The sequence below is a fragment of the Mesorhizobium sp. WSM4829 genome, from assembly GCF_055811475.1.
The window spans coordinates 14,502-27,115 of sequence record NZ_JBVVQJ010000057.1 but is presented as its reverse complement, the minus strand read 5'-3'; the positions used below and the strand labels follow the sequence as shown (position 1 = coordinate 27,115).

General features: G+C 60.2%; 19 protein-coding genes, 1 tRNA gene and 2 pseudogenes. 13 read left to right on the top strand and 9 right to left on the bottom strand.

All coding sequences use genetic code 11. The features are described from left to right. The first annotated feature begins 303 nt into the window (after positions 1-303). From AC0L17_RS32070 to AC0L17_RS32030, 9 genes are all read left to right on the top strand, one after another. The gene (locus AC0L17_RS32070) at positions 304-738 is read left to right on the top strand and encodes a DUF2948 family protein (protein ID WP_292407002.1); all 435 of its coding nucleotides are present in this window, start codon (positions 304-306) and stop codon (positions 736-738) included. A gap of 9 nt (positions 739-747) precedes the next feature. Further along, complete coding sequence (gene hisD / locus AC0L17_RS32065) at positions 748-2,040, top strand: histidinol dehydrogenase (RefSeq protein WP_473518700.1); 1,293 nt, start codon at positions 748-750, stop codon at positions 2,038-2,040. A gap of 5 nt (positions 2,041-2,045) precedes the next feature. Then, positions 2,046-2,531, top strand: coding sequence for a UPF0262 family protein (locus AC0L17_RS32060; RefSeq protein WP_023803277.1), 486 nt, complete (start codon positions 2,046-2,048; stop codon positions 2,529-2,531). 1 nt (position 2,532) lies between these two features. Further along, the gene (locus AC0L17_RS32055; RefSeq protein ID WP_473518701.1) at positions 2,533-2,997 is read left to right on the top strand and encodes an arsenate-mycothiol transferase ArsC; all 465 of its coding nucleotides are present in this window, start codon (positions 2,533-2,535) and stop codon (positions 2,995-2,997) included. A 204-nt stretch (positions 2,998-3,201) separates the two neighbouring features. Continuing rightward, entirely contained in the window at positions 3,202-3,420 is a 219-nt protein-coding gene (gene infA / locus AC0L17_RS32050; protein WP_006200926.1) for a translation initiation factor IF-1, read from the top strand. Between the two features lie 27 nt (positions 3,421-3,447). Beyond that, positions 3,448-4,074, top strand: coding sequence for a Maf-like protein (locus AC0L17_RS32045; protein ID WP_473518699.1), 627 nt, complete (start codon positions 3,448-3,450; stop codon positions 4,072-4,074). Next, the gene (yacG, locus tag AC0L17_RS32040; RefSeq protein WP_023803280.1) at positions 4,071-4,274 is read left to right on the top strand and encodes a DNA gyrase inhibitor YacG; all 204 of its coding nucleotides are present in this window, start codon (positions 4,071-4,073) and stop codon (positions 4,272-4,274) included. The genes AC0L17_RS32045 and yacG overlap by 4 nt, the downstream gene beginning before the upstream one ends. Before the next feature lie 197 nt (positions 4,275-4,471). Further along, positions 4,472-4,547 (top strand) — tRNA-Phe (locus tag AC0L17_RS32035). Between the two features lie 212 nt (positions 4,548-4,759). Next, positions 4,760-6,040: a tyrosine-type recombinase/integrase gene (locus AC0L17_RS32030; RefSeq protein ID WP_473518698.1), complete on the top strand. Its 1,281-nt coding sequence runs from the start codon at positions 4,760-4,762 to the stop codon at positions 6,038-6,040. A 32-nt stretch (positions 6,041-6,072) separates the two neighbouring features. Here AC0L17_RS32030 and AC0L17_RS32025 read toward each other — a convergent pair whose 3' ends face one another. From AC0L17_RS32025 to AC0L17_RS32010, 4 genes and pseudogenes are all read right to left on the bottom strand, one after another. Further along, positions 6,073-6,228, bottom strand: a complete 156-nt coding sequence (locus tag AC0L17_RS32025; protein WP_083918691.1) for a non-canonical purine NTP pyrophosphatase — start codon at positions 6,226-6,228, stop codon at positions 6,073-6,075. Then, positions 6,179-6,624, bottom strand: a pseudogene (locus AC0L17_RS32020) (conjugal transfer protein TrbE); the annotation flags it as partial. The pseudogene AC0L17_RS32020 and the gene AC0L17_RS32025, both read right to left, overlap by 50 nt. Next, a complete protein-coding gene (locus AC0L17_RS32015) occupies positions 6,618-6,836 on the bottom strand; it encodes a hypothetical protein (RefSeq protein ID WP_473518697.1) in 219 nt (72 codons plus the stop codon). The gene AC0L17_RS32015 and the pseudogene AC0L17_RS32020, both read right to left, overlap by 7 nt. Further along, positions 6,791-7,240, bottom strand: a complete 450-nt coding sequence (locus AC0L17_RS32010) for a type IV secretory system conjugative DNA transfer family protein (RefSeq protein ID WP_473518696.1) — start codon at positions 7,238-7,240, stop codon at positions 6,791-6,793. The genes AC0L17_RS32015 and AC0L17_RS32010 overlap by 46 nt, the downstream gene beginning before the upstream one ends. A gap of 85 nt (positions 7,241-7,325) precedes the next feature. Here AC0L17_RS32010 and AC0L17_RS32005 point away from each other — a divergent pair, with 85 nt between their 5' ends. From AC0L17_RS32005 to AC0L17_RS31995, 3 genes and pseudogenes are all read left to right on the top strand, one after another. Beyond that, the gene (locus tag AC0L17_RS32005; protein WP_473518695.1) at positions 7,326-7,646 is read left to right on the top strand and encodes a hypothetical protein; all 321 of its coding nucleotides are present in this window, start codon (positions 7,326-7,328) and stop codon (positions 7,644-7,646) included. A gap of 210 nt (positions 7,647-7,856) precedes the next feature. Beyond that, a pseudogene (locus AC0L17_RS32000) lies at positions 7,857-7,952 on the top strand (SEC-C metal-binding domain-containing protein); the annotation flags it as partial. Between the two features lie 21 nt (positions 7,953-7,973). Further along, positions 7,974-8,861 carry a hypothetical protein gene (locus AC0L17_RS31995; RefSeq protein ID WP_473518702.1) on the top strand — a complete coding sequence of 296 codons (888 nt, stop codon included), beginning with the start codon at positions 7,974-7,976 and terminating at the stop codon, positions 8,859-8,861. A gap of 113 nt (positions 8,862-8,974) precedes the next feature. Here the strand turns inward: AC0L17_RS31995 and dgt are convergent, their stop codons facing one another. From dgt to AC0L17_RS31970, 5 genes are all read right to left on the bottom strand, one after another. After that, on the bottom strand, positions 8,975-10,318 hold the full coding sequence (dgt, locus tag AC0L17_RS31990) for a dGTP triphosphohydrolase (protein WP_473518694.1): 1,344 nt from the start codon (positions 10,316-10,318) through the stop codon (positions 8,975-8,977). 175 nt (positions 10,319-10,493) lie between these two features. Beyond that, positions 10,494-10,697 carry a hypothetical protein gene (locus AC0L17_RS31985; protein ID WP_258121961.1) on the bottom strand — a complete coding sequence of 68 codons (204 nt, stop codon included), beginning with the start codon at positions 10,695-10,697 and terminating at the stop codon, positions 10,494-10,496. Continuing rightward, complete coding sequence (locus AC0L17_RS31980; RefSeq protein ID WP_473518693.1) at positions 10,694-10,948, bottom strand: ribbon-helix-helix protein, CopG family; 255 nt, start codon at positions 10,946-10,948, stop codon at positions 10,694-10,696. The genes AC0L17_RS31985 and AC0L17_RS31980 overlap by 4 nt, the downstream gene beginning before the upstream one ends. Positions 10,949-11,012: 64 nt before the next feature. Next, positions 11,013-11,912, bottom strand: coding sequence for an ImmA/IrrE family metallo-endopeptidase (locus AC0L17_RS31975; RefSeq protein ID WP_258121959.1), 900 nt, complete (start codon positions 11,910-11,912; stop codon positions 11,013-11,015). After that, positions 11,909-12,235, bottom strand: coding sequence for a helix-turn-helix domain-containing protein (locus AC0L17_RS31970; protein ID WP_473518692.1), 327 nt, complete (start codon positions 12,233-12,235; stop codon positions 11,909-11,911). The genes AC0L17_RS31975 and AC0L17_RS31970 overlap by 4 nt, the downstream gene beginning before the upstream one ends. Positions 12,236-12,386: 151 nt before the next feature. On the opposite strand from AC0L17_RS31970, the gene AC0L17_RS31965 reads away from it, so the two are divergent. Beyond that, entirely contained in the window at positions 12,387-12,608 is a 222-nt protein-coding gene (locus AC0L17_RS31965) for a DUF2188 domain-containing protein (RefSeq protein ID WP_441338644.1), read from the top strand. Positions 12,609-12,614 lie beyond the last annotated feature (6 nt).

Here is a 12,614-nt window from a genome sequence, read left to right as displayed (position 1 = left end):
CCGGCCGAAATAGAATCGAGCTTCGCCGAAAAGCGCAACCGACATGTGTGAATGCGATAGGTATAGTGACGGGGAGAAGAGGGCTGGCCGCAAGCTCGGCACCCTCTCTGCAACGCTGCAAATTGGCGAAATCCTTGCGAAGGCGTCCCTCTCCCCGCCATTATGCGGGGAGAGGATGCCGGCAGGCAGGTGAGGGGCGGCGCAAACCTGAAGCGATTGTGCTGGAATCCGCGGCACGGTTGCACGGATCACCAAGACCGCCTAACAGAAAGCCGATGTAACCTTCGCAGGTGCGAACTCCGCATGAACCTTCTCAAGCTTGTCGCGCTCGACGATCAGGATCTGAGCATCGTCTCGGCCCATGTCCAGGACGCCGTGCTCAAGGTCGGCGACCTCGAATACATGCCGGCGGTCAAGCGCTTCGTGATGACGATGAACCGCTTCGTCTGGGAGGCGAAATCGGGGCTGTTCCGCCAGCACAATGAACGGCGGCAAAGCGTGCTGCATTTCGACCGGGTGCTGGGCGCCAAGACCAGCGGCATTGCCCGCGACAAGCCGGACGAGGTGCTGTCGCTGCTGGCGATCAGCTTCGTCGCGCTCGACAAGCCGGCCGGCATTGTCGAGCTGATCTTTTCAGGCGGCGGCGCGATCATGCTCGATGTCGAGTGCATCGAGGCGCGGCTGGCTGACATTGGCGGCGCCTGGGAAGCGACGTCGCGCCCCTTCCACAGAGCCTGAGCGAACAAGATGGCCATCACGCTTCGCCTGTCCGATGCCGATTTCGAGCCGCGGTTTGCCGCGTTCCTTTTGACCAAGCGCGAGGTCTCGGAGGACGTCGACGCGGTGGTGCGCGCGATCATCGCGCGGGTGCGCGCCGAGGGCGACGCGGCGCTCATCGACTACACGCAGAAATTCGAAAAGGCCGACCTGAAAGGCCTCGGCATTGCCGTATCGAAAGACGACATCGCCAAGGCCTACGATGCGGCCGACCCGCAGACGATCGACGCGCTCAAATTCGCCCGTGACCGCATCCGTTCGCATCACGAGCGGCAGCGGCCGAACGACGACCGCTATACCGACGCTGCCGGCGTCGAGCTCGGCTCGCGCTGGACCGCGATCGAGGCGGTCGGGCTGTATGTCCCGGGCGGTACGGCGAGCTATCCAAGCTCGGTGCTGATGAGCGCCGTGCCGGCCAAGGTCGCCGGCGTCGAGCGCATCGTCATGGCGGTGCCGGCGCCCGGCGGCATCATCAATCCGCTGGTGCTGGTGGCGGCGGACCTGACCGGCATAACCGAGATCTACCGCGTCGGCGGCGCGCAGGCGATCGCAGCGCTGGCCTATGGGACCGAAACGATAAAGCCGGTCGCCAAGATCGTCGGCCCCGGCAATGCCTATGTCGCGGCGGCCAAGCGCCAGGTGTTCGGCACGGTCGGCATCGACATGATCGCCGGGCCATCGGAAGTGCTTGTCGTGGCCGACGGCAGCAACGATCCGGACTGGATCGCCGCCGACCTGCTTGCCCAGGCCGAGCATGACGTGTCGGCGCAGTCGATCCTGATCACCGACGATCCTGTCTTCGGCGCGGCGGTCGAACAGGCGGTCGAACGCCAGTTGCAAAACCTGTCGCGCGCCGGGACGGCGGCGGCGAGTTGGCGCGATTTCGGCGCCGTCATCCACGTCCCCCGAATCGAGGCGGCGCTGCCGCTGGTCGACCGCATCGCGGCCGAACATGTCGAGCTTGCCATCGACGAGCCGGAAGCCTTCCTGGCGCGGATGCGCAATGCCGGCGCCGTCTTCCTCGGCCGCCACACGCCGGAAGCCATCGGTGACTATGTCGGCGGCTCCAACCACGTGCTGCCGACGGCGCGCTCGGCGCGCTTCTCGTCCGGGCTTTCGGTGCTCGATTTCGTCAAGCGCACCTCAATCCTGAAGCTCGGGCCGGAGCAATTGCGGGCGCTGGCGCCGGCGGCCATCGCGCTGGCCACAGCGGAAGGCCTCGACGGGCATGGACGCTCCGTCGCCATCCGGCTGAATATGTAGCTGACATGGCGGACTACGATCGAACCCGTGCCAGGCTGATCGATGTCGAACTCGACGAATCGATCGGCCGTTCGACGCCCGACGTCGAGCATGAGCGGGCGGTGGCGATCTTCGACCTGATCGAGGAAAACAGCTTCCAGCCGGTCAATGACGACGGTGCCGGGCCCTACCGGCTAAAACTGTCGCTGGCCGAATCCCGCCTGGTCTTCGCGGTGGCGCGCGAGGATGGCGCGGCGGTCGTAACCCACATCCTGTCGCTGACGCCGCTCAGGCGTATCGTCAAGGACTATTACATGATCTGCGAAAGCTATTACGATGCCATCCGCAGCTCGACGCCGAGCCAGATCGAGGCGATCGACATGGGCCGGCGCGGCCTGCACAATGAGGGCTCGCAGACACTGATGGACCGGCTGGCCGGCAAGATCGACATCGATTTCGACACGGCGCGCCGGCTGTTCACGCTGGTCTGCGTACTGCACTGGCGAGGCTGAACTGTCAGTCCCTCTGCCCCGCGCGATCCTGCCCCGCTCGATCCTGTTCGTCTGCGCCATGAACGCCGTGCGCTCGCCGATGGCCGAACTGCTGGCGCGCAAAGTGCTTCCGGCCACCACCTTCGTCGCGTCGGCCGGGGTGCGCGGCGGCGAACGCGACCCGTTCGTCGACGCCGTGCTGGCCGAGGACGGGCTTTCGCTCGGCGATCGGCACCCGAGGACACTGGACGATCTCGAGGACGACTATTTCGACCTGATCATCACGCTGTCGCCGGAAGCCCATCACACCGCGCTCGAGCTTACCCGCTCGCTTGCCGTCGACGTCGAATATTGGCCGATGCCGGACCCGACTGGCGTCGGCGGCACGCGCGAGCAGATCATGGCCGCCTATCGCGAGGTGCGCGAACGGCTGAGGGCGCGGATCGGCCGCCGTTTTCTGGCGCCGGAAGCAGAGAAACCGGGCTGATTTAAGCATGTTCACAAGCGCGCGATTATCATATAGGTTCCGCCCAAATTCCGGCTAGAGTCGGATGATTTCAGGTCTGTTCGACCTGAAATCTGAATCCGCCTCTAAATCCAAGACGTAGAGCATGATGTCGTCCGAAAACCGCTTCACACTTTTCGGCATCATGCTCTAGGCGCTGGGAATCCATCCAAGCAAAGGTATCGAATGCCGAAGGAAGAAGTCCTCGAGTTTCCGGGTGTCGTCACGGAATTATTGCCCAATGCGATGTTCAGGGTGAAGCTTGAAAACGAACACGAAATCATCGCCCACACCGCCGGCCGCATGCGCAAGAACCGCATCCGCGTGCTGACCGGCGACAAGGTCCTTGTCGAGATGACACCCTACGACCTGACCAAGGGCCGCATCACCTACCGTTTCAAGTAAGATCGTCAGAGCTCGGCCGGAATCGCGATGAGCATTTTGCAGAAGCTCGTGCTTGCCTCGGGTTCGCCGCGCCGAATCGAGCTGCTGCAGCAGGCCGGCATCGAGCCGGACCGCGTGCTGCCGGCCGGCGTCGACGAAACGCCGCTGCGCGCCGAGCATCCACGCTCGCTGGCCAAGCGCCTGTCGAAGGAAAAGGCCGAAAAGGCGCTGGCCTCGCTGCAGACGGAAGAGGATTATGCACCGAGCTTCGTGCTGGCCGCCGACACGGTGGTCGCCGTCGGCCGGCGCATCCTGCCCAAGGCCGAAACGTTCGACGACGTCGTCAATTGCCTCGGCCTGCTGTCCGGCCGTTCGCACCGGGTCTATTCCGGCATCTGCCTGATCACGCCGGCCGGCAAGCTGCGCCAGCGGCTGGTCGAGACCAGGGTGCGATTCAAGCGGCTGCCGCGCGCCGAGATCGACGCCTATGTCGCCTCGGGGGAATGGCGCGGCAAGGCCGGCGGCTATGCCGTCCAGGGTCTGGCCGGCGCCTTCGTCGTCAAGCTTGTCGGCTCCTACACCAACGTCGTCGGCCTGCCGCTGTATGAGACGGTGGCGCTGCTGGCCGGCGAGGGCTTCAAGGTGCATGCCAACTGGCAGTCAGTTCGGCCATGAACTCGGGTGCGGACGACAAGGTCACGCCGCTGCGTCCCAAGCGGCCCTGCCCCGAATGCGGCAAGCCGTCGGCGCGCGAGACCTACCCGTTCTGCTCCGTGCGCTGCAAGGACATCGACCTCAACCGCTGGCTCAAGGGCGCCTATGTCATTCCGGGCCGCGACGACGAGGACGAAACGGACAACGACCCTCCCAAATGAAGCTGTTCGGCACGGCTTGGTGACTTCGACCGCGTCCCATGAATCGAGCTGTCCAGTGATTGCTCGTTTGCCGCTTGAAATCAACGCTTAGGCGCTGGACAGGCCGGATTCCCGTGCTATAACCCACGCGCTTTCAAGGGGCGCCTGCGGCGCTTTCAAGAAATCCGGCGTGCAGAACTGCCCGCGTGCCGGAACAGGCCCAGATAGCTCAGTTGGTAGAGCAGCGGACTGAAAATCCGCGTGTCGGTGGTTCGAATCCGCCTCTGGGCACCATCCCCTCTTCTCCCGACAGTCTCTTTCGCCGAAGCTTCTACGCTTATGTCTTGGCAACTAGCTGAAATCTTTGGTGATTTCAGTGCGCTAGGCGCGGTTGGTCGGGTTTTGTGGAATTTCGGCGTGGTTGGTCCAACGAGGCGGAGGGCTGGTATTTTCGCTGGTATTGGAGATCCTGATGGTATCGATGCAGCCAAGTGGAGGTCCCGAAAATGGCGCTGTCCGACGTGAAATGCCGAAATGCCCGACCCGCTTCCAAGCTCGTGAAATTTTCTGACGGTGGCGGGCTCCAGCTTTGGGTGCAGCCGACCGGATCTCGGCTATGGCGCCTCGCCTATCGTTTTGAAGGCAAGCAGAAGCTTCTGGCGTTGGGCAGCTATCCCCTCATCTCCCTCGCTGAGGCACGCGAGGCGCGCGATACCGCCAAACGTCTTCTCCTACGTGGCATCGACCCCGCACAGGAGCGTAAGTCGCAAAAGGCTTCGGCAGAGGACACCTTTCGCTCAATCGCGGAGGATTATGTCGACAAGCTGAAGAAGGAGGGACGTGCCGACCGGACCATCACCAAGGTCAAATGGTTGCTCGACTTTGCCTATCCAACATTTGGGGACAAAAGCATAAGGGAGATCGATCCGGCCACAATTCTTGCCGCTCTCCGCAGCGTGGAGGTTCGCGGTCGATACGAGTCGGCCAGGCGACTGCGCTCCACCATCGGCAGCGTGTTTCGATATGCAATCGCAACCGCACGCGCCGATGTAGATCCGACGATCGCCCTGAGGGGCGCACTCGTCGGTCCGACGGTCACGCCGCGTGCCGCAGTTACCGATCCTAAGGCCTTGGGAGGCTTGCTGAGGGCGATCAATGCGTTTGACGGACAGCCAACAACCCGAGCCGCCCTGAAGCTGATGGCCCTGCTGTTTCCCCGCCCCGGCGAGCTGCGCGCGGCCGGATGGGACGAGTTCGATTTCGAAAGGTCGGTGTGGAGCATCCCTGAAGGACGCATGAAGATGCGAAGGCCGCACCGTGTACCTCTTTCCAGGCAGGCGGTCAGCGTCCTGACCTCACTTAGAGAAATCTCTGGTGGTGGATCGCTGTTGTTTCCTAGTGTTCGATCGGGTTCGCGTCCGATTTCCGACAACACGCTTAACGCCGCCCTTCGCCGTATGGGCTATGGCAAAGAGGAAGCTACCGCGCACGGTTTTCGAGCAACGGCATCAACTCTGCTAAACGAATGCGGAAATTGGCATCCGGATGCCATAGAGCGGCAACTGGCCCACATCGAAAACAACGACGTTCGTCGTGCCTACGCCCGGGCTGAGCATTGGGAAGAGCGTGTCAAGATGATGCGGTGGTGGGCAGATTATTTGGATGAACTCGAGAGCAAAAGCGCGCTAGTGATCTCGATCGGGCGACGCGGCAAGCCTGCCGTTCATACACCATCGCGACCGTCCACTTTGAACCCAACAGCGACGGCACACCAAACACCGCGATGAATCCTCCAACCGGACGACCAAATGGGCGTAGGTCATCCCGCCACCGTCGTCGGGCAGAAAAGGACGTCCCAGTAGAACTCCCGCGATCCCCGAGGCGCGCGAGCGATAGTCCCCATCGTCTCACCTACGAACGTATGAGTCTGTCTCGCCTTCGGAATGATGCGAGTCGACGAGCGCGCTTTCCGCACGCGCTTGGCTGTCCGGCGACGGCATGAACAGCAAGGTCAGATGATAGCTGCTCTCGTAATGCGCGACTTTGCCTTCGAAAGCGCCGTGCCGTTCTTCATCGACTAGCCATGAGGCCGCGTCGGGAAAATGGGAGTTCGGATAACCCAGCGCTTCGATGCGCTCGGCCTCAAAGAACAATGCCCAGAGCCAAGCCTTCTCAGCGCATTGTTTGCCCGCGCGCACATGCCTACAAGTTCGGCTTCAGTCGCGCTTTCGAGATCGGGGCCGCGGAACCGAAAGGTGCGCTGAAAGCTGCCGTCCTTGTTGAGGACGATGCCGGGCGCGACGAGTGCGGCCCAAGGCAGATGATCGGCAAGCCGGTCGGCTTTGCCGTGATATTCTGAAAGATTCAGCATGCGAGCCAACCCTTCAGGCGAAGGTGGCGGACAAACACGTTTGCGAAGTCAGGCTCGCGGCGAGCTGCGAAGACCGCGAGCGTGTGGTCGGGGATCCAGAGCACCAGCCCGGCAATCCACTGCTGTAAGGCAAGGCCTATGGCAGCGGCTAGATGGTTGGTGGTCATCATCCGCTGCAGTGTCGCGGCAAAGGGGCGTTGTGGGTCCGACAAGAAGGTGGCGACACGGACGAGCGTGTTTTCTTCTTCGGCGTAGAGCACGTGCAGGGTGGCGCCGACCAAGAGGGAATGACTCGTCTTTTCCCAGTGGTTGCGCCGTTCCAGCGCCCCCCGGGGTCGACGAGGATGTCGGCGATGTTCTGGACGTCGCGGACCTCGTTTGGACCTTTGAGGACTTCCAGCAGCGGATTATAGCGAGCCGATCTCAGATCGGTCGGGTTGAACAGGAGGCAGTACGAGAACTTCGACCGCCAGCCGGCCGTCAACTGCCACTCCTCACCTTTAATGTCGTGAATGACGGCTGAGCCGGTCCAGGAAAGAAGCGTTGGAACAACCAGCCTGACGCCCTTGCCCGCCTTAGCATCTTGCGGCCCGGCCTGATCATGAATGCGGCTCACCTACGATTGGGTGCGATGACTCGCTATGTATTGCCGTCAACGGTCATCTGCCCGGCCGGGTCGCCTTGAGGTCGATGGTTTCGCGGTGGCTCGCGGCACCGTCATTCCCATCGGCGACCAAGAAGCCTTGCTTTGGGTCCATGGCAGTGCGACGGCGATACGCAGTAACTGGCGTTATTATCAGGGAAAGCGCCGCATCCCGGCACCGCTCCGCATCCGCCGTCACGCAGGCTCGACCGACCTGCAGACGTTGGCCACTGAGATTCTTGGCCTGTCGAAGATGAATTGGAACAGCTTCGACCTTTACGCCCAGGTACCTGCCACACTTGAAACGTCAGGTCAGATCGCTCGCATCGGACGCTTGATGGAGAATTTCGGGGAGGCAAATTACGACTACGTCTCTTGATGTGATCGCAGGACGCTCGTAACCAACGGGATTTCCACCGATCAGGACCAGGCCGTGAATGGTGAGATGGTCGGTGAGGAGCGGGATATCGGCGCCGAGTGGAAGGCATTGATCGGAGACCTTTTGGCGGACATCCACGCGCGGCTTGTCGCGAGTGCCGGTCGGAAGGTGCGACCTCAACTGGAATATCATTGAAAGGACGGCGCAGTAATGGCCAGACCGCCCACCAACGGATACGGATTTCCGTGGAAGCGGACCGACCAATGCCCATGCGGTAGCGGCGCAGAGTTTGGAGCCTGTTGCCTCTCGGTTGGCGGGCGGCCTGCTATGACGATCGGATCGCTTGTGCCGCGTCCACCAAAATCGGGCGAGGCGCAGACGAATTGCTATATGGCGGCCGCACGCGATTGCGGGGGTGGCCTGAGCCGTGAACACTATATCTCGCGCGGACTCATTGACGGGCCCGAGCTGAGAGTACGCGGATTGCCTTGGCAACACGAGGAAGTCGCTCATTATTCTCCGGACAATCTTGTCGCGCGGATACTCTGTCGGCGACATAATTCCGCGTTGTCGCCACTCGATGCTCATGCGATTCGGTTCTTTCTCGCCATCGAGGCGGCGATCGATCACGCGCAGCGACGCTCGCTTTCCCGCCAGAGCAGATATTTCCTTGCCTCCGGACATGCGCTCGAGCTATGGGCGATGAAAACACTAGCGAGCCTTTACGCGTCGCAGATCGAGTTTCGCACGCCCGAGCAACGCTTCCGGGACTACCAGCCACCAATAGAACGGATCGTGGCGGAACTCGCTTCGTCGGCACCGCGCAGTCTGATGGCGCTGAGCGTGCCGATCATCCAAGAAGCGCATGAGGGGCCTTTGGGCCGGCGTGCCGTTTCGATCGGGCCAGTGATCGAAGATGACAAACTGCTTGGCCTGCTCGTGCGCATGCACGGCGTTGCGATGGTGTTCACGATCGATCTCGAAGATGCCGAAGCGTTACCGGACAACGAGATATTGCGCCCGGAAATGATCGACCTGGTTGGTATTGAGCGAACCTCGCGCATATACCTATCGCAGGCAGCGCGGCCGACACACGGCCAAATCGTTCAGATCCGGCTCGGGCGCTCCACTAATAAGCAAAACTTAACACCGACTGGGCGTCCGTGGAACCGTCAGTCTCCGCGAAAACCCGGCTCTAAGGCATCTGAATCCTGACGCGCTTCTTACGATTCGGGGCCGGAAGCTGGCCGACGCCCAGCAGCTAAATGCAATCAGCCGCTCCGGTCTCCTGGTGGGTCGCAAACGACGAATTTCGCGCAATCAATGGGTCAAGTTCCTGAGAGCATCCTCGAAATGCGGAGTGCGTAACGATCGGTCATTCCTGACGTAAAATCCGCGAGCGCATGAAGCGCGTCTTCCGAAGTATTTATATTCCTCAGATCAAGTCCCAAAGCTCTGACTAAGTGGCAGGAATGGGCCGTCAATCCTGCCCCCTTCCAGCCGGATCGCCTAAGATCTTCATAGACGGGCAATGTCCCCGTCATCACATTCCATATGATCTTGCGTCCAGAGATTTCTAGCTCGGTCTTCCGGCGGGCTGTAAAGACCTCGTCTTTGGAGACCCTCTTCATCCGCTCGAATAATGATTTCATACTGCAGATCTCTGCAAGTGATCCTGAGAAACTCCCGGCCATGATTGCGGCGTAATTTTCTTTGAATGCCTCCACACAACTCTCGACGGCCTTCCCGATGCTGATAGCACGCAACATCGCGATGTTTTCGGCCTCGGTATATGCGGAAACATCTCTGTTTGGCTTCCCAGCTGCTTCGTATAGTATATCTCTCACGACATCGTACCCCACCTCGCCAGTCGTAAAAGCATCCTCAAGGTCTACGATATTATAACAGATATCGTCTGCCGCCTCGACAACGAACACCAGCGGATGACGTCGCCACCACGTTTTATCGCCTTGATTCTCGACCACCAGACCCAGAGTGCTGGCGGCGCTGCGGAACGATTCGAGTTCACTATCGAAGATACCGAACTTCTTGAGACCCACATATCCCGCGGCCATCCCGGATGCTGCGGACTCACGCGTGGATGCTGTGACAGCATATTTCGTGAACGCCCCCAGCGTGGCCTTGGAAAGCCGCATTCCACCATCGTTCCGATACATCTCCAGCCGGCACAAGATTCTGAACCCCTGTGCATTCCCTTCAAAGTGCTTGAAGGCCAGCTGCCTAACGGTCGGGACCTCGCTTATCAGCTCATTTGAACGAGAAAACTGATCGGCAAACCAATCCCCCATGGCCTCCTCGCCAGAGTGACCGAATGGCGGGTTTCCAATGTCGTGCGCCACACATGCCGCCTGCACGATATTTGCGAGGCTGTGCGCCTCGCCGGTCTCGATCTCGTTCTCCTGCTCGAGCCAGTTTCCAATCGCCATCGCCAGCGAGCGGCCTACGCTCGCAACCTCAACGGAGTGGATAAGTCTGTGGTGCACGTGATCGTGCTCATATAGCGGCTGCACTTGCGTCTTATTTGCAAGCCGCCTGAACGGCGCAGAGAATACGATCCGATCGTAATCCTGCACGAAAATGGAGCGATTTGGTTTCGCCTGATAACTAACGTCTCCCAGACGTTCGCTGCTGAGCAAGTGCTCCCAATCCATGAGCATTCCCCTCCCTACCCTAACTCGGCTCGGCAGCATCGAGCCTAAATCATAATATTCTGCACTCGAAAAATTACCTAGAGTTGAACCGTGGTCGCGTACTTCCGCAGATGACTGAGCCAGATATCCCGAAAAAGGGGCCTTAGGTTCACCCCCCATTTAGTTGGCTCGCTCACTACAGCGTGCCTGGTGATTGTGGCTGAGACGGCAGGGCGGGAGTATCGGCCAAGCTAGACGGATCGGTGTTCGCGTTGTTGCCCCGTTCGAAAGTAAAGCCATAGGGTCCGATCTCCAGCCGATACCCAGATCCCGCGGCAATCAGCACCAGCAAGATCAGCGCAGTGACCAAGACCAGCCTATTGACGTCCAATTTCGTCACTTGGTTTCGTCCCCGAGCGTCTGAAGCCACCAAGGAGTGCGCCGCACGAATGTGCCGTTTTCGTTGACGTAATCATTATCGAACGAACGAAGGGCAGCGCTGAGCGCTTCTGATCGACTCATATTGAACCGGCGAGCGGTCTTATCGAGTATGGCCAGGTCGTCTTCGGCGAGACGAAACGAAATGACTTTTTTGCTCATATCAAGAGCGTAAGCGCCATTGGTGAATAAAGGATAAACTTTGTAATACACGAGCGATCGGCGCTGCGGTTGCCGGCTTTGATAGCAATTCTGCGCACGCGAGACGGCAATCGGTCTACCAGCGATCCAGTCTTCGCCTGAGGCGCTGGGCCGAGGTCAAATCATCTTCCGGGTCTTCCTCATCCTCATTGAGAGGGTTCATCGAAAGCATGATCATCGCGAACCCATCACGCTGGAGCAGCACCTGCTCGTAGAGGGCAGGCGGTTTGCTGCCCCGCTGCACGTCGATCCATACCCCGGCATCGGTCTCATCGATGTCACTCGGCACTCCCTCCTGATGGGTTCGTCTGCGCAGCAGCGAGTAGGGAGAAACCGGCCGGGCCCGTTCAGCCCAAAGACCCGGGAACTTGGCGTAGTCCCCGTACACACGAAGAACCTTACCTTGATGGGTAATCATCACCGCTACCGGCTCTTCCCTGTAGCGGACATATGAGCGGCTGGCTGCTTCCTTGCTGACATCGTATTTGTTGGCAAGCCGGACCAAGTGGCCAAGATCGGGATCCTTGCTCGCCGCCGCATCCTTTCGGAAAGGCGGCGCCGGCATCAAAATATGCGCCGCGAAGCGGTTGGCTTCGACTTCCATCTTCATACGGCGGTCGGCCTCATTGGCTTTCAACGCTAGCATATCCTGCAACCGGCACAGAAATCGTCCCTCGGCCGAGGGGACGTGGGATGGCATGAGGAAATGTCCGAGCTCGTGGGCGATCGTGAAGCGGCGGCGCTTCCGCGGGCTAGCCCGGTTGAACAGGATCGAACCGTTGAACTTGTCGACGGGCGTAATCAATCCGCCCTCATAGCCGTCGGTTTCAAGCGGGAGGATATCGACAATGTCGAGCTGCCGGGCAAGAGTCTCAATCGGCACCGGAATCGCGAGGCCGGGCTCGTTCTTGAGAATCTCCAGAACAAGTTTTTCCGGAGTGGCCGCATCGGCTAGATCGATTCGGCTAACCGTCATGATTTCCGACTGGCTTTCAGGCGTTCCATCAGTAGCGCGATGGTTTCACGATCGCTCGGCGAGAGCTCGGTGAGGTTGCGGTACATTGCCACCAATGCAGGATCTTCTTCTGGCGCTTGCGGGTTTTCTCCCACTAGGTCGGCAACACCCACCCTATAAAAATCGGCCAGGCTCTTGATGAGCGTCAATGACGGGTTCTTGCTCGCACCTCGCTCAAGATCCCACACATGGGCTTTGGATGCTCCTACGGCGTCGGCTACTTCCTGCAGCGATTTTCCGCTCCGCATTCGCAGTTGCTTCAATTTGACCGCCAATTCCACCATGCAAGTCCTTTCACGAGTCATAGCGGCGCGTCCGCTCTCGCGCCCGCGCCGTCTGCTCACAGCCTACAACAGCATAATATGGGACTTGACGCAACCGTCCGTAAGATTTATCTTTACGATATTGTCGACACATCAACTAATGGAGCATTTCATGGGCAAAAATCAACATGTCGTACCTCGCAACGGTCAGTGGGCAGTTCGCGGCGCCGGAAATAGTCGCGCCACCTCCGTACATTCCACCCAAGCTGGCGCTATCGGCGCGGCGCGCGACATCGCCATCAACCAGCGCAGCGAAGTCGTCACTCACCGCCCGAATGGCCAGATCCGTGACTCCAACTCCTACGGCAACGATCCGTATCCGCCGAAAGGCTAAACCCTA